Annotated in this window: 16 protein-coding genes, 3 rRNA genes and 1 other RNA gene; all 20 read left to right on the top strand. The window is 39.8% G+C overall.

Annotation, left to right across the window (positions count from 1 at the left end; genetic code table 11):
• Window positions 1-89 precede the first annotated feature (89 nt).
• The 20 genes from CJ229_RS05895 (at window position 90) to metG (ending at window position 20,029) form a co-directional block, all read left to right on the top strand.
• Window positions 90-821 (top strand): carboxypeptidase-like regulatory domain-containing protein, encoded by a 732-nt coding sequence (locus CJ229_RS05895; RefSeq protein ID WP_102167021.1) that lies wholly within the window; start codon window positions 90-92, stop codon window positions 819-821.
• Window positions 822-861: 40 nt separating this feature from the next.
• An RNA gene (gene ffs / locus CJ229_RS05890) (signal recognition particle sRNA large type) lies at window positions 862-1,127 on the top strand.
• Window positions 1,128-1,261: 134 nt separating this feature from the next.
• On the top strand, window positions 1,262-2,890 hold the full coding sequence (dnaX, locus tag CJ229_RS05885) for a DNA polymerase III subunit gamma/tau (RefSeq protein ID WP_102167020.1): 1,629 nt from the start codon (window positions 1,262-1,264) through the stop codon (window positions 2,888-2,890).
• A gap of 37 nt (window positions 2,891-2,927) precedes the next feature.
• Window positions 2,928-3,251 carry a YbaB/EbfC family nucleoid-associated protein gene (locus CJ229_RS05880; RefSeq protein ID WP_068131140.1) on the top strand — a complete coding sequence of 108 codons (324 nt, stop codon included), beginning with the start codon at window positions 2,928-2,930 and terminating at the stop codon, window positions 3,249-3,251.
• A gap of 1 nt (window position 3,252) precedes the next feature.
• Complete coding sequence (gene recR, locus CJ229_RS05875; protein ID WP_102167019.1) at window positions 3,253-3,849, top strand: recombination mediator RecR; 597 nt, start codon at window positions 3,253-3,255, stop codon at window positions 3,847-3,849.
• Between the two features lie 342 nt (window positions 3,850-4,191).
• Window positions 4,192-5,752: ribosomal RNA gene (locus CJ229_RS05870) — 16S ribosomal RNA — on the top strand.
• 194 nt (window positions 5,753-5,946) lie between these two features.
• A 23S ribosomal RNA gene (locus CJ229_RS05865) occupies window positions 5,947-8,817 on the top strand.
• Between the two features lie 52 nt (window positions 8,818-8,869).
• Window positions 8,870-8,983 (top strand): 5S ribosomal RNA (rrf, locus tag CJ229_RS05860).
• The 16S, 23S and 5S rRNA genes sit together here, the layout of an rRNA operon.
• Window positions 8,984-9,362: 379 nt before the next feature.
• On the top strand, window positions 9,363-10,454 hold the full coding sequence (locus CJ229_RS05855; protein ID WP_102167869.1) for a betaine/proline/choline family ABC transporter ATP-binding protein: 1,092 nt from the start codon (window positions 9,363-9,365) through the stop codon (window positions 10,452-10,454).
• Entirely contained in the window at window positions 10,444-11,991 is a 1,548-nt protein-coding gene (locus CJ229_RS05850) for a glycine betaine ABC transporter substrate-binding protein (RefSeq protein WP_317846529.1), read from the top strand. Before CJ229_RS05855 ends, CJ229_RS05850 begins: the two co-directional genes overlap by 11 nt.
• A 10-nt stretch (window positions 11,992-12,001) precedes the next feature.
• Window positions 12,002-13,204, top strand: coding sequence for an Orn/Lys/Arg family decarboxylase (locus CJ229_RS05845; RefSeq protein WP_102167871.1), 1,203 nt, complete (start codon window positions 12,002-12,004; stop codon window positions 13,202-13,204).
• Window position 13,205: 1 nt separating this feature from the next.
• Complete coding sequence (gene tmk / locus CJ229_RS05840; protein WP_068128679.1) at window positions 13,206-13,832, top strand: dTMP kinase; 627 nt, start codon at window positions 13,206-13,208, stop codon at window positions 13,830-13,832.
• A 2-nt stretch (window positions 13,833-13,834) separates the two neighbouring features.
• Window positions 13,835-14,164, top strand: a complete 330-nt coding sequence (locus tag CJ229_RS05835; protein ID WP_040928162.1) for a cyclic-di-AMP receptor — start codon at window positions 13,835-13,837, stop codon at window positions 14,162-14,164.
• 2 nt (window positions 14,165-14,166) lie between these two features.
• Window positions 14,167-15,060: a hypothetical protein gene (locus CJ229_RS05830; protein ID WP_068128675.1), complete on the top strand. Its 894-nt coding sequence runs from the start codon at window positions 14,167-14,169 to the stop codon at window positions 15,058-15,060.
• A 7-nt stretch (window positions 15,061-15,067) separates the two neighbouring features.
• Window positions 15,068-15,874, top strand: a complete 807-nt coding sequence (locus tag CJ229_RS05825; protein ID WP_070623053.1) for a PSP1 domain-containing protein — start codon at window positions 15,068-15,070, stop codon at window positions 15,872-15,874.
• Window positions 15,875-15,876: 2 nt separating this feature from the next.
• Window positions 15,877-16,197 carry an initiation-control protein YabA gene (locus CJ229_RS05820; RefSeq protein ID WP_040928164.1) on the top strand — a complete coding sequence of 107 codons (321 nt, stop codon included), beginning with the start codon at window positions 15,877-15,879 and terminating at the stop codon, window positions 16,195-16,197.
• A 43-nt stretch (window positions 16,198-16,240) separates the two neighbouring features.
• Entirely contained in the window at window positions 16,241-16,969 is a 729-nt protein-coding gene (locus CJ229_RS05815) for a tRNA1(Val) (adenine(37)-N6)-methyltransferase (protein WP_070623056.1), read from the top strand.
• Complete coding sequence (locus CJ229_RS05810) at window positions 16,962-17,216, top strand: GIY-YIG nuclease family protein (protein ID WP_068128670.1); 255 nt, start codon at window positions 16,962-16,964, stop codon at window positions 17,214-17,216. The genes CJ229_RS05815 and CJ229_RS05810 overlap by 8 nt, the downstream gene beginning before the upstream one ends.
• Window positions 17,213-18,034: a 16S rRNA (cytidine(1402)-2'-O)-methyltransferase gene (gene rsmI / locus CJ229_RS05805; protein ID WP_070458289.1), complete on the top strand. Its 822-nt coding sequence runs from the start codon at window positions 17,213-17,215 to the stop codon at window positions 18,032-18,034. The genes CJ229_RS05810 and rsmI overlap by 4 nt, the downstream gene beginning before the upstream one ends.
• Window positions 18,035-18,058: 24 nt before the next feature.
• A complete protein-coding gene (metG, locus tag CJ229_RS05800) occupies window positions 18,059-20,029 on the top strand; it encodes a methionine--tRNA ligase (RefSeq protein WP_317846528.1) in 1,971 nt (656 codons plus the stop codon).
• The last annotated feature ends 1 nt before the right edge of the window (window position 20,030 follow it).

Genomic DNA, 20,030 nt, shown 5'->3' with positions numbered 1-20,030 from the left:
TAAATGAAATAACCATCGGACAAACGCTTATTCATGTTATAATGTTGTTAATAAACGAATACGAAAAGAAGTGTTGAAGGAGAATTACAATGAAAAAATCGATTGCGATACTTCTAGGTGGGTTACTCATTTCAACACCTGCCTATGCAGATGAAAATGACGGAAACTTAAACAATCAAAATCCGGGAGATTACAATGAAAATAATCACCCGGGAAATTATGATGAGAACAATAATCCAGGAAATAATCCAGGGAATTATGACGGAAACAATAATCCAGGAGACTCGTTTCAAACACCTGGAACTGATGGGAATCAAAATCCGAATGATGGACAAAATCAACAACCACAACAAGAGGTTACTCCGCCAGTAGAGACGCCTGTTCAACAAGGGGCGTCTAGGGAATCGGTTGTCGTCGCTGTCAATCAAGAGAGCTATTCGATTAGCGGACGAGTGACACTAAATGACAAACCTGTTCAGGCGAAAGTTGAAGTGGGTAACAGAGTGATTGAAACGGATCCTAATGGGCGCTATGTCGCTCAAGAACTTCAACCAGGGACGCATACTGTAAAAGTTGTAGAAGTGAATGGAAAAGCGGTAAATGAGTCTGTCGATGTTGAAATTGAAAATAAAAACAAAGTAAATATTGATATCGATATTAAAGATGACAGCGCAGACGAGAGTGAAGTTGTAGAGGAAGAAATTCAAAAGAATGATCCTCAAATTAAAGAGGCTTCAAAGGCACTTATCTTTGCGGTTGTAGGTGTTGTGTTATTAACGCTCGCAGGCTTAGTGGCGCTTTTCCTTCGTAAAAAGAAATAACGGTTGTCAATGATATTATTTTTTGCTAATATTAATTTTACCGTGCTAAGTGGGGAATTAGCGGTGCCCTGTACTTGCAATCCGCTCTAGCAAGACCGAATCCCACTTTCGAGGAATCAGATGTGAGGTCTGCCTCACGTACGTCGATGTTGAGACTTCGGTCCTATGCAATAGAACGTCATGAACCATGTCAGGTCCGGAAGGAAGCAGCATTAAGTGGCCCATTCTATGTGCCGTAGGGCAGCCGAGGTTGAGTCGAATGCGTGAGTAACGCTTGTGTTTGATATTCGACAAAGTGGTGCACGGTTTTTTATTATAAGAAAGCAGAACTGAGGGAATTCCTTGAGTTCTGCTTTTTTGTTGTTCTTAATCAGTAAAAATTCTGAGTCGACGTATGGTATAATTAGAGTAATATTTGTTAAAGAAGTAGGTGCGGAAATTTGGGATATCAAGCACTATATCGTGCGTTTAGACCGCAAAGTTTTGGCGATGTAGTCGGTCAAAAGCACATAACGCAAACGTTAAAAAATGCGATCGAACGTAACAAAGAATCTCATGCGTATCTTTTTAATGGTCCACGTGGGACGGGTAAAACGTCGATTGCTAAAATTTTTGCTAAGGCAGTGAATTGTCCGAACAATCACGGTGGAGAACCGTGTAATGATTGTGCGATTTGTAAAAGTATTACAGAAGGTAGCTCGAACGACGTCATTGAAATCGACGCAGCATCTAATAATGGTGTAGACGAGATTCGTAATATTCGTGAGAAGGTAAAATATGCACCGAACGAAGCGAAATACAAAGTGTATATTATAGATGAAGTTCATATGTTAACGACAGGTGCTTTTAACGCGCTTTTAAAGACGCTCGAAGAGCCACCGAATCATGCGATTTTTATCCTTGCAACGACTGAACCGCATAAAATCCCAGCGACGATTATTTCTAGAACGCAACGTTTTGATTTTAAAGCGATAGAAACTGAAGAGATTATTGAACGGTTAAAGTATGTCTCTGATGCTGAAAATGTAGAGTACGAAGAAGATGCTCTCGCTTATATCGCTCGTTCAGCTGAAGGTGGAATGCGAGATTCGTTATCGATTCTCGACCAAGTGATTGCATATAGTGGTAATAAAGTTACATTAGATGACGCAGTAATGATTACTGGTGGTATTAAATTTGATGAGTTAAATGAATTTATGCAACTCATTTTAAATCTCGAAACTAGAGAAGCGTTTATGAAATATCATCAATTTATAGATGAGGGTAAAGATCCGATTCGTCTTGTCCATGAACTCGTCTATTATTTAAGAGATACGATACTATATGATGATGACAAATACGCACTAAACACAGTGGATGATTCGAAACTTTATCAAATGATTGATATTTTAAATGATGCGATGGTCATGATGCGTTTTAGTGTCAATGTGTCTGTTCATCTTGAAGTGGTCATTGTTAAAATGATCGAAGTTCTGAAGAAAGATAATGGAGTAAACAACCAATCTCATTCATCTAATAATGGAGAAATTGAAGCGTTAAAAAGAAAAGTGAATGCACTTGAAGCGGCACTTCAAAATGGTGCCCCAGTGAGACAGATTCCAGAGAGAAAAATTCCACGAAACAAACCATATTCTTTCGAAAAAATTAAAGAAGTACTCGATAAAGCTAATCATGAAGATACAAATAAAATTAAAAGAGAATGGGCAAATATTATACAGAACGTTGAAGCACAGGGGCAAAACTCACTGCGTGCACTCATTAAAGACTCAGAACCTCTTACTGCCAGTGAAACGAAAGTGCTCATTCAGTTCGAAAATGAGGTGCATTCTGAACTCATAAACAACGATAGTAATAAAACTGAAGAATTAGAGCGACTTATCCATCCTATTATAGGAAAGAAAGTAAAAGTAGTCGGAGTACCAAAGGACGATTGGAAAGACGTTCGACTGAAATATGTTAATAATTTTAAAGAATCTAGAAAAGAAGCTATGAAGGAAGACAAGTCTTCTGACAAAGCAAAAGAACTGTTCGATAGCAGTATCGTTGAAATAAAAGGTCAGTCCGATTAAAATAAGTACAGTAAATATATTATTGGAGGTTTTATAAATGCGTGGCGGAATGGGTAACATGCAAAATATGATGAAACAAATGCAGAAAATGCAAAAGAAAATGGAAGAAGAACAACAAAAGTTAAAAGAAGAAAAAATCGAAGGTAGCGCTGGCGGTGGAATGGTAAAAGTAACAGTGTCAGGTCATAAAGAAATTTTAGATGTAGTGATTGACGAGGAAGTTGTCGATCCAGAAGATATCGAAATGCTACAAGATTTAATTACAGCTGCGACAAACGACGCATTAAATAAAGCGGATGAACTCGTTTCTGAGAAACTTGGTCAACATACTAAAGGACTAAACATCCCAGGACTGATGTAATATGTATTATCCAGAACCAATATCAAAACTTATTGATAGTTTTATGAAATTGCCAGGTATCGGTCCAAAAACAGCACAACGTCTCGCGTTCTATGTTCTAAACATGAAAGAGACAGACGTTGTGGATTTCTCTAAAAGTTTGATGGACGTCAAACGAGAACTTCAATATTGTACAGTATGTGGTCATATTACGGACGAAGATCCATGCTATATATGCTCGGATAAAAACCGTGATCGCTCGATGATATGTGTCGTTCAAGATACAAAAGATGTCATTGCAATGGAGAAAATGCGTGAATATAACGGACTATACCACGTGCTACACGGTGCTATTTCACCGATGGATGGTATTGGTCCAGAGGATATTAATGTTCCGAGTTTAATCGAACGATTAAAAGACGAAAACGTTAAAGAGTTAATACTCGCAACGAATCCAAATATTGAAGGCGAAACGACCGCGATGTACATTACACGTCTTGTTAAACCGATCGGTATAAAAACGACGCGCCTCGCACAAGGGTTATCTATCGGTGGAGATTTAGAATATGCCGATGAAGTCACTCTTTCGAGAGCGATAGAATATAGAACAGAAATCTAAATATAGTTGAGTAGAAATCGTTCTACTCAACTTTTTAAATTATTTTTTAAAAAACACTTGCATTTAAAATATAGACGATGTATAGTACTATCTTGTGAGCAATCACAACAAAGAAATTCAAATCGAAAACAAAAAGTTATAAATTTGAATTTAATAGTTGCGTTTTAAAAACGAACGTGCTATAGTAGATATTGCTCTTTTCAAAAGCGCGACAAATGAACATTGAAAACTGAATGACAATATGTCAACGTTAATTCCGATAAAAGAAGTTACTATATAAAGGTAACGAAACTAGAGCGACTAGTATAAAACGCAATTTAAAAGAGCTAGAAAACTCTAACTATTATGGAGAGTTTGATCCTGGCTCAGGATGAACGCTGGCGGCGTGCCTAATACATGCAAGTCGAGCGCGACTTCTTATACCGAACCTTCGGGTTCACTTTAAGAGTCGAGCGGCGGACGGGTGAGTAACACGTGGGCAACCTGCCCTTAAGACTGGGATAACTACGGGAAACCGTAGCTAATACCGGATAACACTTTTAAACATAAGTTTAGGAGTTAAAAGGTGGATTTATCTATCACTTAAGGATGGGCCTGCGGCGCATTAGCTAGTTGGTGAGGTAACGGCTTACCAAGGCGACGATGCGTAGCCGACCTGAGAGGGTGATCGGCCACACTGGAACTGAGACACGGTCCAGACTCCTACGGGAGGCAGCAGTAGGGAATCTTCCGCAATGGGCGAAAGCCTGACGGAGCAACGCCGCGTGTGCGAAGAAGGTCTTCGGATCGTAAAGCACTGTTGTTAAGGAAGAACGACAGTAAGAGTCACTGCTTACTGTGTGACGGTACTTAACCAGAAAGCCACGGCTAACTACGTGCCAGCAGCCGCGGTAATACGTAGGTGGCAAGCGTTATCCGGAATTATTGGGCGTAAAGCGCGCGTAGGCGGCGAAATAAGTCTGATGTGAAAGCCCTCGGCTCAACCGGGGAAGGTCATTGGAAACTGTATCGCTTGAGTGCAGAAGAGGAGAGTGGAATTCCATGTGTAGCGGTGAAATGCGCAGAGATATGGAGGAACACCAGTGGCGAAGGCGGCTCTCTGGTCTGTAACTGACGCTGATGTGCGAAAGCGTGGGGATCAAACAGGATTAGATACCCTGGTAGTCCACGCCGTAAACGATGAGTGCTAAGTGTTAGGGGGTTTCCGCCCCTTAGTGCTGCAGCAAACGCATTAAGCACTCCGCCTGGGGAGTACGGCCGCAAGGCTGAAACTCAAAGGAATTGACGGGGACCCGCACAAGCGGTGGAGCATGTGGTTTAATTCGAAGCAACGCGAAGAACCTTACCAAATCTTGACATCCTCTGACCGTCATGGAGACATGATTTTCCCTTTGGGACAGAGAGACAGGTGGTGCATGGTTGTCGTCAGCTCGTGTCGTGAGATGTTGGGTTAAGTCCCGCAACGAGCGCAACCCTTAACTTTAGTTGCCATCATTGAGTTGGGCACTTTAGAGTGACTGCCGGTGACAAACCGGAGGAAGGTGGGGATGACGTCAAATCATCATGCCCCTTATGATTTGGGCTACACACGTGCTACAATGGGCAGGAACAAAGGGCAGCGAAACCGTGAGGTCAAGCGAATCCCATAAAACTGTTCTCAGTTCGGATTGGAGTCTGCAACTCGACTCCATGAAGCTGGAATCGCTAGTAATCGTGGATCAGAATGCCACGGTGAATACGTTCCCGGGTCTTGTACACACCGCCCGTCACACCACGAAAGTTGGTAACACCTGAAGCCGGTGGCCTAACCATTAGGAGGGAGCCGTCGAAGGTGGGACTGATGATTGGGGTGAAGTCGTAACAAGGTAGCCGTATCGGAAGGTGCGGCTGGATCACCTCCTTTCTAAGGAAATGGAACGGAAAGATGACATATTGTATTCAGTTTTGAGTGTAATCACTCTAAAGACGTACATTGAAAACCAAATAGAAGCAACAGATTATATATTAATATATGATTTCAAGCGTAGAAACCGAGAACGAAAAAGTTCAAAAATACACGCGCGATAGAGTAGAGATACTCTCTCACAAATTCATTACGATTAAGTAGTGAAGGGCGCACGGTGGATGCCTTGGCACCAAGAGCCGAAGAAGGACGGAACAAACACCGATATGCTTTGGGGAGCTGTAAGTAAGCTGTGATCCGAAGATTTCCGAATGGGGGAACCCGGCATTTTTAATGTCACTCCATTACGAATTAAGTAGTGATGGTAGAGGTAGACCTGGGGAACTGAAACATCTTAGTACCCAGAGGAAGAGAAAGTAAACACGATTCCCGTAGTAGCGGCGAGCGAAGTGGGAAGAGCCCAAACCAGTTTAAACTGGGGTTGTAGGACTTCGAGATGCGAGAAGCAAGTTTAGTGGAAGATTATGGAAAGAATGACCATAGAGGGTAACAGTCCCGTACACGACAAGCGAGCGGACGCTAGAAGTATCCTGAGTACGGCGGAACACGAGGAATTCCGTCGGAATCTGGGAGGACCATCTCCTAAGGCTAAATACTCCTTGGTGACCGATAGTGAACCAGTACCGTGAGGGAAAGGTGAAAAGCACCCCGGGAGGGGAGTGAAATAGAACCTGAAACCGTGTGCCTACAAGTAGTCAGAGCCCTATAAGGGTGATGGCGTGCCTTTTGTATAATGAACCGGCGAGTTACGCATACATGCAAGGTTAAGCAGCGAATGTGGAGCCGAAGCGAAAGCGAGTCTGAAATGGGCGAGTAGTATGTGTGTGTAGACCCGAAACCAGGTGATCTACCCATGACCAGGTTGAAGTCCAGGTAACACTGGATGGAGGACCGAACCGACTTATGTTAAAAAATGACCGGATGAGTTGTGGGTAGGGGTGAAATTCCAATCGAACCTGGAGATAGCTGGTTCTCTCCGAAATATATTTAGGTATAGCCTCATATTATCATCGTGGAGGTAGAGCACTGTTTGGATAAGGGGCCCATCCCGGGTTACCGAGTTCAGACAAACTCCGAATGCCATAGATGAGATGTATGGGAGTCAGACAGTGGGTGATAAGGTCCATTGTCGAAAGGGAAACAGCCCAGACCACCAGTTAAGGTCCCCAAATATATGTTAAGTGGAAAAGGATGTGGCGTTGCACAGACAACTAGGATGTTGGCTTAGAAGCAGCCATCATTTAAAGAGTGCGTAATAGCTCACTAGTCGAGTGACGCTGCGCCGAAAATGTACCGGGGCTAAACATATTACCGAAACTGTGGATCCGCAAGGATGGTAGGAGAGCGTTCTATATGCAGCGAAGCCAAACCGAGAGGGAAAGTGGAGCGTATAGAAGTGAGAATGCCGGTGTGAGTAGCGCAAGACGGGTGAGAATCCCGTCCACCGAACGACTAAGGTTTCCAGAGGAAGGCTCGTCCGCTCTGGGTAAGTCGGGACCTAAGCCGAGGCAAACAGCGTAGGCGATGGACAACAGGTAGAAATTCCTGTACCGGTGTAACATGAATGAGTGAAGTGGTGACGCAGGAGGAGAATCGAATCGCACGACTGGAAGAGTGCGTGCAAGTGACAAGCTGTCATACCAGGCAAATCCGGTATGAGTGTAAGGTAAGTCATGATGCGGAGGGCGAAGCCCGAAGATCGATATTCACACTGCCAAGAAAACCCGCTAGCGAGTGTTATACTGCCCGTACCGCAAACCGACACAGGTAGTTGGGAAGAGAATTCTAAGGTGAGCGAGCGAACTCTCGTTAAGGAACTCGGCAAAATGACCCCGTAACTTCGGGAGAAGGGGTGCTCATGAAAATGAGCCGCAGTGAATAGGCCCAAGCGACTGTTTATCAAAAACATAGGTCTCTGCCAAACCGAAAGGTGACGTATAGGGGCTGACGCCTGCCCGGTGCTGGAAGGTTAAGAGGCGTGCTTAGCGTAAGCGAAGGTACAAATCGAAGCCCCAGTAAACGGCGGCCGTAACTATAACGGTCCTAAGGTAGCGAAATTCCTTGTCAGGTAAGTTCTGACCCGCACGAAAGGCGTAACGATTTGGGCACTGTCTCAACGAGAGGCTCGGTGAAATCATAGTTCCAGTGAAGATGCTGGATACCCGCGACAGGACGGAAAGACCCCGTGGAGCTTTACTGTAGCTTGATATTGAATCTCGAGTACACCTGTACAGGATAGGTGGGAGTTTAAGAAGCATGCACGTCAGTGTATGTGGAGACGCTGGTGGGATACCACCCTGGTGTACTTGCGGTTCTAACCCGGTACCGTGATCCGGTACGGAGACAGTGTCAGGTGGACAGTTTGACTGGGGCGGTCGCCTCCTAAAATGTAACGGAGGCGCTCAAAGGTTCCCTCAGAATGGTTGGAAATCATTCAAAGAGTGTAAAGGTATAAGGGAGCTTGACTGTGAGACCAACAAGTCGAGCAGGGTCGAAAGACGGACTTAGTGATCCGGTGGTTCCGCATGGAAGGGCCATCGCTCAACGGATAAAAGCTACCCCGGGGATAACAGGCTTATCTCCCCCAAGAGTTCACATCGACGGGGAGGTTTGGCACCTCGATGTCGGCTCATCGCATCCTGGAGCTGTAGTCGGTTCCAAGGGTTGGGCTGTTCGCCCATTAAAGCGGTACGCGAGCTGGGTTCAGAACGTCGTGAGACAGTTCGGTCCCTATCCGTCGTGGGCGTAGGAAATTTGAGAGGCGCTGTCCTTAGTACGAGAGGACCGGGATGGACATACCACTGGTGTACCAGTTGTCGTGCCAACGGCATAGCTGGGTAGCTACGTATGGACGGGATAAATACTGAAAGCATCTAAGTATGAAGCCCCCCTCAAGATGAGATTTCCCTATAGATGCCAGAGAGACGATCTGGTTGATAGGTTTGGCGTGTAAGTATGGTGACATACTCAGCGGACAAATACTAATTCATCGATGACTTATTCAATATGATTCAAGCGTGTAACTACGAATTGCTTCTATTTGGTTTTGAGTGTATGTCTAGTGACGATGGCGGAGAGGCCACACCTGTTCCCATGCCGAACACAGAAGTTAAGCTCTCCAGCGCCGATGGTAGTTCGGTTGACCCGTGCTAGAGTAGGACGTCGCTAGGCACTCATTGGAGACCCTATAGGGTCTCCTTTTTTGTGTTCTTTTATATTTTATAAAATATAAGTTATATACAGTGGTCGATTATCTTCAGCTTTTAGTTATTTGACGATAAATCGATTTGCGTTAAATAGTACTTCGTTATGTTAACAATTACTGCATTTGTGTCAACGTATTGCTTTCCCTTTTTACGCAAGCTCTGTTTTTATTAAAATAATAGAAGCTTGTTTATACAAAATGTCTTTGCGTTAATATCTTTTTATTTATTTGACAATTAATTTATTTCTTCATTCTTTATCACTACTAGCCCCTTCTTTTGAATTTGCCTTATAGAATATCTATAATGAACCGTATACCTTTAGAAAAAAGCCACAGGAGGTTACTATGATCTCATTTAGAAATGTAACAAAAGCATATTGCGATTTTTTAGCCGTTGATCATATAAATTTTGATATAGAGTCAAATGAGTTATTTGTTATCATTGGTCCATCTGGTAGCGGAAAGACGACAACGATGGAAATGATTAACCGTTTAACAGAAATGACAGAAGGCGACATATATATAGATGATAAAAACATCAAAGACATCAATAAAGTCGAATTGAGACGTTCAATTGGTTATGTTATTCAAGACGTTGGACTGATGCCTCATATGACAATTAGTGAAAACATTAGTCTTGTCAATCGTTTAAAAGGTGAAAAGAAAGATGAAAATCGTATTGATGAGTTATTAAGATTAGTGAATATGGATGAGAGTTTTAAAGAGCGTTATCCTGAAGAGTTATCCGGGGGTCAGCAACAACGTATCGGCGTTATTCGTGCGTTATATTCAGACCCTAACATTATATTAATGGATGAGGCGTTCTCTGCTTTAGATCCTGTCACAAGAAGTGAATTACAGGACGAATTAATTCACTTACAAGAGACAATTAAGAAAACAATTGTATTCGTTACTCACGATATGGATGAGGCGTTAAAAATAGCAGACCGTATCGCTGTAATGAATGATGGTAAAATTGAGCAAATTGGTACACCTGAACAATTAATTTTTAATCCGAATAATACATTTATACAAAAATTCATTGGCGAAGAGCGTCAACGAAAATATATAATGGAGCATTTTAAAGTAAAAGATTTTACTAATAAAAGCTATCCAAAAGCTTTAGATGAATCTAAAGATAAATTAATTTCGATCATGAAACAACAACGCATAAGTAAAATTCCAGTCAAAATTGAAGGTAACTATTATGCGTATGATCTTTTCCGATTACTAGAAGATGATTTCGAATTGGAAGATGTAGTTGTGCTTAATGAAAATACAGACTTTAATACGGCAATGAATATAATCAGTGCAACTAAAGGGAAGCTACATATTGTTGTAGATGAAATGAATAACTATACCGGTGTCTTGGATATACAAAAGTTATTTAGTATGTTAAGCACTGACAGTAAGCGTGGTGAAGCGTATGTGGAGTGAATTTTACAATGTTTTAACGACGAGATTGTCTGAGCTTTTAAATTTAATTCAGCAACATATTGAAATATCGATGCTCTCTCTATTAATAGCGATTGTGATTGCAGTGCCAACTGGCATATTACTCACACGTACGCCAAAACTTGCGGGTCCAATTATTGGGGTTGCATCGATATTTCAAACGATTCCGAGTCTTGCGTTACTCGTATTCATGGTGCCGATTATGGGTACTGGGAAATGGCCAGCGATTGTTGCTTTAACAATTTATGGGCTATTACCGATTCTTAGAAATACGTATATCGGCATCGAAAACGTGAATCAATCCACAATCCGTGCAGGTGTTGGTATGGGTATGACGAATATGCAGCAGCTCTTTATCGTCGAGATTCCACTTGCGACACGTGTCATTATGGGTGGTATTCGAACAGCAACTGTACTCGTCGTCGGCGTTGCGACTTTAGCAGGTTTAATAGGTGCAGGTGGTCTTGGTGATTTTATATTTAGAGGACTTTCAACAAATAACACAGGGCTTATTTTAGCGGGAGCGATCCCAGCAGCAGTCATTGCGTTATTATTTGATCTGTTACTAAAATATGTTGAGAATTATTCAGCACCAGGTAGAAAAAAGGGAAGTATATTCAGTAAAGTTGCGTTCTTTAGTATCATCGGTGTTTTATTAGTTATTATGAGTTTTGGAGTTGTAAAAACAATATTCTCTTCTGACGATATGGTCATTAGTGGTAAAGCCGATACCGAACAAGAAATTTTAGTCTATGCATATAAAGAACTGATTGAAAGAAATACAGATATAAAGGTTCGTAAAGAGTCATACATTACCGGGACTTCAAACTTAGTCGAAGGTATGAATAACGGACAATACGATATGTACGTTGAATATACAGGGACAGCACTTGTTGACATTTTAAAAGAAGACGACTTTGAATACGAGACGCCTGAAGAAGTGTACGAACACGTTAAACAGCGCTATGAAGAAGATATGAATTCTGAGTGGCTCGATATAATTGGGTTCAACAATACGTATGCGGTCGCAATGCGAAAAGATGATGTAGAAAAAAACGGTATTGAAACACTGTCTGATTTACGTAAAGTCTCTAGAGGCTTAAGATTTGGTGGATCGGCAGAGTTTCAAGAACGTAGTGACGGGTTCATTGGTCTACAAGAACTTTATAGTTTAGAATTTAAACAAGTTGAAACGTTAGATTCAGGAATCGTTTATGAGTCTCTTCGTACGAATAACATCGATGTTGCAGACGTATACGCAACAGACGCGCGAATCGAGGCGTTTGATTTAAAGGTAATAGAAGACGATAAAAATCTATTCCCACCATATTACGCGGCACCTGTCGTAAACAAAGAACTTCTTAAAAAACATCCAGAGCTTAGAGATATTTTAAATTCATTTGCAGGAAAGATCGATGACGACAGAATGCGTGAATTAAATAAACGTGTCGACATCGACGGTAAAACTGAAAAAGAAGTTGCGATGGAGTTATTAAGAGAAGAAGGCTTAATTGATTAGAGGTAATTAAATGAAATTACAAGATGCATTAAAAAAAGTAAGCAGCGGTATTTCAATGCACGTTCCTGGCCATAAAAATAATACGATTGGTTTTTTATCTGACATTAAAATCGATTATGATTTAACGGAAGTTCCAGGATTAGATAATTTACATGAACCTGAAGACGTACTAAAAGAATTAAACGATACACTAGGTAGTCCGTATAATAGATACGCACAACTCGTTGTAAATGGTTCTACGACAGGGATGTTAGCATCGATACACGCATTAAATCATCAAAATAATAATTTTTTCTATATTGATGACGCTCATAAATCTTTATATAATGGGCTTTCGTTGCTCGATAAAACACCTCTAGAATTTCGTTTGAGTCACATTAAAAAAGGAGACGTCGTCGTTATTACGTCTCCGACTTATTATGGTGACGTGTTAGATGTTAAAGATACGATTACTGATGTTAAACAGCGTGGAGGTTACGTTATTGTCGATGAAGCGCACGGTGCACATTTTAGTATGACAGAAAACTTTCCATCTTCACTTATCGATAGTGACGCCGATGTCGTGATTCAGTCGTATCATAAAATGTTGCCGAGTTTAACTGGCGCTTCAGTCACGTTTGTTAAAGATAAATCAATTCATGATCGTATGATGCACTATATTAATATAATTGAAACGTCATCGCCGAACTATCTAGTGATGGCGTCAATAGAGAGTGCGCTTCATTTTTATAATAGTTATAATGATGAAATATTTTTTGAAAAACGTGCTGAACTCATCGAACATTTAAAACAAAATAATATTGTGGTTGAAACTGTCGACGACCCAGCCAAACTTGTACTCAGTATAGAAGGGTTTTCACCGTACGATTTAGAAAAAAGTTTAAGAGACGTTCACATCTATAGCGAAATGGTGAGTGAGCGCGGGGTGCTTTGGTGCTTACCGTTATGGCATGATAACGACCGATATCCGTTTGAACAATTATTAGAAGCGCTTAGGAATTTAACAGTTAAGGAGTTAGATGAAATAACAATCGATATTTCTGAACTCCACGGTAAACGTGCAGTTGAAACAATCACGCCGTATCCGCCAGGCGTTCCGTTAATATTAGCAGGTGAAGTGATTGATATTAATCGATTGGATGAATTTGTTAAGAAAAATGTTAAAATAGAAGGACTAAGGAAAAACTTAGAGTATTATAATATAGAGGTATAACATGGGTATCTTCATTACGTTTGAAGGGCCAGAAGGGTCCGGAAAATCAACGATAATACAAGGTGTGAACGATTATCTTTTAAAACATCATGAAACGCTTGTCACGCGTGAACCAGGGGGTATTCCGTTAAGCGAGTCGATACGAGACTTATTGTTAGAAGAAACGTATCATATGGATGGACATACAGAAGCACTACTATTTGCAGCGAGTAGACGTGTTCATTTAGTTGAAAAGATACTTCCTGCATTAAATCATGGTAAAATTGTATTATGCGATCGATTTATAGATAGTAGTTTGGCATATCAAGGTTACGCAAGAGGGTTAGGATTTGATCCGATATTTCAAATTAACAAATTTGCGATCGATACACATATGCCAGATTTAACGATTTACTTAAAACTCGATCCAAAAATTGGGTTGTTACGTAAAAAAGATAATGACGTTGAACATAACCGTCTAGACAACGAAGAGATAGACTTTCATGAACGTGTAGTTATGGGATATAATAAGTTATCAGAACAGTATCCGGAGCGCATTAAAACGATTGATGCGAATCAAGACATAGACGCTGTATTACACGATACGATTGATGCAATCACACAATTTATAAAATCTAGAGGTGAATAGTCATGAAAATGGTAATTGCGATCGTTCAAGATCACGATAGTCAAAGACTTTCAGATAAATTAACGAAAAATAATTTTAGAAACACGAAACTCGCTTCAACAGGGGGCTTTTTACGTTCAGGTAACACGACATTCCTTTGTGGTGTTCAAGATGAGCGCGTCGATGAGTTATTAAACGTTATCGATGACACATGCGGAAACCGCGAACAAACAGTTGCACCAGTAACTCCGATGGGTGGCAACGCGGATTCATATATTCCGTATCCAGTAGAAGTAGAAGTAGGCGGAGCGACAGTATTCGTCCTACCGATTGAACAATTTGAAAGATTTTAAGTATGGTCGATATTTCTCATACGTTAAATAAAATCATCGAAAATAATAAGCTCAGTCATACGTACTTATTTGAAAGTGATTCTTTAGAGACGTTAAAATCTGTATCTATGGAATTCGCAACGAAAATTCTTTCAGATGATACGCGCAGCAAAACAATGGTTGAATCGCTGAATCATCCAGATTTTTATTATCTACAAACAGATAGAGCGACAATTAAAAAAGAAGACGTTCAAGACGTCATGTACCAAATGAGTCAAAAGCCGGTTCAATCAAACTTTAAAGTTTATATTATTGAATCGTTTGAAAAGCTAACAGTTCAAGCAGAAAATAGTCTGTTAAAGTTTTTAGAAGAACCACCAAAAAATACAATTGCGATATTGCTTACAACAGATAAGAGTAATATTTTACCGACGACACTATCAAGAAGTCAGTATATGTATATACCGAGAAGACAAGATGAAACAATCGAAGAGTTATCTCATCTTTCTCATGGGCTACAGCAAATCGTCAGTCAGTATGGACTTGATTATCATCACATCATTGAACTTGAAGATCGATTTTCAAAAATTGTAACGGAATCAAAGAAAGTAGCTGAACTGTGGCTGAAAAAAGACGCACGCGCGTTAATCCGTTTGACGTCTCTCGTAGAACTATGTAAAGAACGTAAAGATTATTTCTTAGTGTTAACGTTATTAGATGGTATGATGCGTGAAGCAATGTATGACGTATTACAAATTGAGCAGTCGAAACTATTTAACATTGAACTAACAAACTTAGTCAATGTGATTCAATTGACAAGAAACTTAGAAAAGATAGAAGAAGCAAATAAAATGCTGAACTTCAATGTAAACAATATGCTCGTTTTGGAGAGCATGATTATTAGCTCGAAAGGTTGAGCGTGTTATGCTGACAGTAGTAAAAGCAACACTTTTAAAATATAACGAAATAGTATTTATTGAAGTAAAAAACGGGGAACAACTAAAATATGATGACATCATCGTCGCAGAGACGAGACACGGTAAGTTTTTACACAAAGTCCTTCAAGAAAATATAAACGTCACAGAGGAAAACATCGTCGAGCCAGACGGTCGTTTTATCCGTCTAGCGACAGACGAAGACTTTGAAAATGATGCACTAAATGATAGAGATGCAGAAGCGGCATTACAGTTTTGTAGAGACGCTGTTAAAGATGAAAAACTTGGTATGCATTTAATTACGTCGAAGTATTCATTAGATAAAGAAAAACTTATATTTTTCTTTACGGCGGATGAACGTGTCGATTTTAGATCGCTCGTACGTATTCTTGCTCAAGAATTTAAAACGCGTATCGAGTTAAGACAAGTCGGTCTACGAGAAAAAGCGCGTTATCTTGGTGGCGTAGGCCCATGTGGCTATAGTCACTGTTGTTCGACTTATTTAGGTAGCTTTGAACCGGTGTCAATACAAATGGCGAAAAACCAAGACTTATCACTCACGCCAGTTAAAATATCTGGAGCGTGTGGTCGTTTAATGTGCTGTTTAAGTTACGAGAATGATCATTACGAATCTGCGCGTAAAAGGTTGCCAGATGTCGGTGAGTTTATCTACACACCGAAAGGTAAAGTTGAGGTTATCGGTTTAAATATATTAGAACTACAAATCCGCACGAAAAATAAAGATAACTATATTTACGAATTTAGTTTAGACGAATTAGAAGCAAATGAGGTGTAGTAATGCGAGATGAGCTATTTGATCATATTCTCAAAATGGAAAAACACCTTGAAACGATGAATGCTGAATTCGATGAGTTAAAGACACGAACAGTAAAGCTGTTAGAAGAAAATGTTCGTTTAGAAATGGAAAATAACAACTTTAAACAATTGTTAATAGAGACAACGGCGGATAAAGAGAAGCCAGAACGCGAATCATTTAAAAGCAATACGTTACAAAGTATGTACGATGAAGGTTTTCACGTCTGTAACGTATCGTTTGGGACACATCGTCACGGTGAAAAATGTCTCTTCTGCCAAGAAATTTTAACTCGAGACTTATAAAAGCAGCGTTTAGCTGCTTTTATTTTATGGGGAGATATGATTTATGTTAAAAGAAAACGAACGTTTAGATGAGTTATATCGTGAGAATATGCAAATCATTCAAAGTGAAGAAACGTTTAGCTTTTCTATTGATGCGTTATTACTTGCAAACTTTGTCCACGTTACAAAGCGTGTTAAAACAATCGCAGATTTTTGTACAGGAAATGGGATTATTCCGTTGCTTTTATCTTATAAAACGAAAAAGCCAATTACCGGAATCGAAGTCCAGGAAAGACTTGTCGATATGGCTAAGCGTTCAATAGCATTAAACGATAAAAGCACACAGATAGAGATTGAGCACCTCGATTTAAATGATGTAAAATTAAAGTACAACCACTCAGTGTTTGATTTAATTACAGTAAATCCACCGTACTTTAAAAACAATCAACCGACGCATAGTTTGACGCATCACGAAATCGCACGCAGTGAAGTTTTAATTGATTTAAAAGGGATTATTAAAGCAGCACGTTACCTCATTAACAATAAAGGTAAATTTTATATGGTACACCGTGCAGAACGTGTGCATGAAATTATCTCATTATTACATGAACATAATTTTACAGTATCAAAACTACAATTTGTTTATAGTAAACGAACGAATGAGACCGCACACTTTGTGCTCGTTGAATCGATATTTAATAGTACCGCGCTCGTAAAAGTGTTACCGCCACTTTATATTTACGATGAAAATGGCACATACACAAAAGAAGTGGAAGAGATATATTATGGGTAAACATCATATCTATATCGCACAATGTAGTGACGGCACGTATTACACGGGATATGCAATCGACGTCGATGCACGTATCGACGTACATAATAGTGGTAAAGGTGCGAAATACACACGCGCAAGACGTCCAGTCACTTTAAAATATACAGAGTGTTTTAACACGAAAAGTGAAGCGTTAAAACGAGAATATGAGATTAAACAATTCACGCGTGTACAAAAAGAAGCTTTAATGTCTGAGGTGAAACGATGAATTTATACATTGTAGGGACACCGATTGGTAACTTAGAAGATGCGAGTTTTAGACAAATTGATACTCTAAAAAACGTCGATGTTATTTTAGCGGAAGATACGCGAATGACGATCAAATTATTAAATCATTTTGATATCGATACACCATTAAAAAGTTATCACGATTTTAACAAAGAGACAGCGACAAAAGATATAATAGAAAAGATGAAAGACGGCACGGTGTTCGCACTTGTGAGTGATGCTGGGATGCCAATTATATCTGATCCAGGATATGAACTTGTTAAAAGTATGCAACAGGAAGATTTAAAATATACAGTGATTCCAGCAGCGAGTGCATTTCAGCAAGCAATTGTATTATCTGGTATCGAATCATTTGAATTCACATACTTCGGATTTTTACCAAAATCTAATAAGAAACGGAAAGAAAAGTTAGAAGAAATTCTAACTCACGATAAAACATCCGTCTTATATGAGTCGCCATATCGTGTAAAACAACTCATCGACGATATTTATAAATTCGATGAAAATAGAGTCGTTTCAATCTCTCGAGAAATCACGAAAAAATTCGAACAAACGGTGACAGACTCAGCTAAAAACGTTAAAGAAATGCTCGCGTCAGACATCCCTTTAAAGGGCGAATTTGTTATAGTAATAGAAGGATATATTGACGATTCAGTTGAAGAATTTGATATGGATATAAACACACATGTCGATATACTAATTGAAAGAGGATTAAAACCAAAAGCCGCCATTAAAGAAGTGGCAAAATTACGTAAATTAAAAACACAAGACGTATATGATACGTATCATAGAATTTAATAAATGAAGACAGAGGAGATTTCCATGACGAAAGAAACATTTTATATTACGACGCCAATTTACTATCCGAGTGGTCAACTGCACATCGGTAACTCGTATACAACAATCGCAACAGATGTTCTTGCACGCTATAAGCGCCTACAAGGATACGACGTGCACTACTTAACAGGTACAGATGAGCATGGTCAAAAAATTGAAACGAAAGCAAAAAGCTTAAATGAATCACCAAAACAGTATCTCGATGGTATGGTAAAAGATATTAAAGAGCTGTGGGAATTACTAGACATTACAAATGATCAGTTTATCCGTACGACAGATGAGTACCATAAAAAAGCAGTTCAAGATATTTTTGAGCAACTGTTAGAGCAAGGTGATATTTACCTTGGAGAGTATGAAGGTTGGTATTCAGTTTCAGACGAAGAATACTTTACAGAAACACAACTCGCTGAAGTATATAAAGATGAAGACGGCAATGTAATTGGTGGTAAAGCGCCGAGCGGTCACGAAGTTGAGCGTGTAAAAGAAGAAAGTTATTTCTTTAAGATGAGTAAGTATGCGGATCAGCTATTAGAATATTATGATAAAAACCCAGAGTTCATTTTACCATTATCAAGAAAGCATGAAATGATCAATAACTTTATTAAGCCAGGACTCGAAGACTTAGCTGTAACGCGTACGTCATTTAGTTGGGGAATCCCAGTGCGTTCAAACCCGAAACACGTCATTTACGTATGGATTGACGCACTTGCAAACTACATTACAGCACTTGGGTATAAAAGTGATGACCCGTCTAACTTTGAAAAATATTGGCCAGCAAACGTTCAAATGATCGGTAAAGAAATCGTACGTTTCCATGCGATTTATTGGCCGATTATGTTACTTGCTCTAGATCTTCCATTACCTAAACGTATCTTTGGTCACGGCTGGTTACTGATGAAAGACGGTAAAATGTCTAAGTCTAAAGGGAACGTCGTGTATCCAGGTATGCTCGTTGAGCGCTTTGGACTCGATGCAGTACGTTACTACTTAATGCGTGAAGTACCATTTGGTTCTGACGGAGTATTTACACCTGAAGCATTCGTTGACCGTATGAACTACGATTTAGCGAACGATTTAGGAAACTTAGTGAACCGTACAGTATCGATGATTAACAAATACTTCGGTGGAGAAGTTCCGGAGTATAACGGAGCACAAAACGACTTTGACGCTGACTTAGAACGCACAGTAAAAGAAAGCATTGAAAAGTATGAACATTCAATGGACGATTTACAGTTTAACCGCGCACTTGAAGCGGTATGGACAATTGTAAGCCGTACGAACAAATATATCGATGAAACAACACCATGGATTTTAGCTCGTGAAGAAAAAACAGAAGCACTTGGTAACGTGATGGTTCATCTCGCTGAAAATATCCGTATTATCGGTATTTTAACGCAACCATTCTTAACGAGAGGTTCTAAAAAGATTTTTGAACAACTCGGATTGACTGAAGAAATTCAAACAGAGTACAACACAATTTACACATATGGACAAGTTGCATTTAGCTCACCAGTATCAAAGAAAGCAACGCCAATTTATCCAAGACTTGAAGTCGAAGAAGAAGTTCAGTTTATTAAAGAAGAGATGGCCAAGACTGCTCCAGCAGCACCTAAAGAAGACGCTGAAGAAGTAGAAGAAATTTCGATTGATGACTTTGATAAAGTCGAAATTAAAGTCGCAACAATCGTAAACGCATCAGAACATCCAAAAGCAGATAAATTACTAAAGATTCAAGTCAATCTAGGAAATGAAGAGCGTCAAATCGTGTCAGGTATTCGCGAGCATTATGAAGCGGATGAAATAATCGGTAAAAAAGTACTCGTCGTGACGAACTTAAAACCTGTGAAACTTCGCGGAGAGCTTTCTCAAGGAATGATTCTAACAGCAGAAAAAGATGCACGATTAACGCTCGTATCTGTACCAAACGGTATAGAAAACGGAAGCATTGTAAAGTAAT

The sequence above is a fragment of the Nosocomiicoccus massiliensis genome (genome assembly GCF_002871345.2).
Lineage (GTDB): Bacteria > Bacillota > Bacilli > Staphylococcales > Salinicoccaceae > Nosocomiicoccus > Nosocomiicoccus ampullae_A.
Note: the sequence above shows the minus strand (reverse complement) of the source record. Positions and strands in the feature narration are given on the sequence as shown.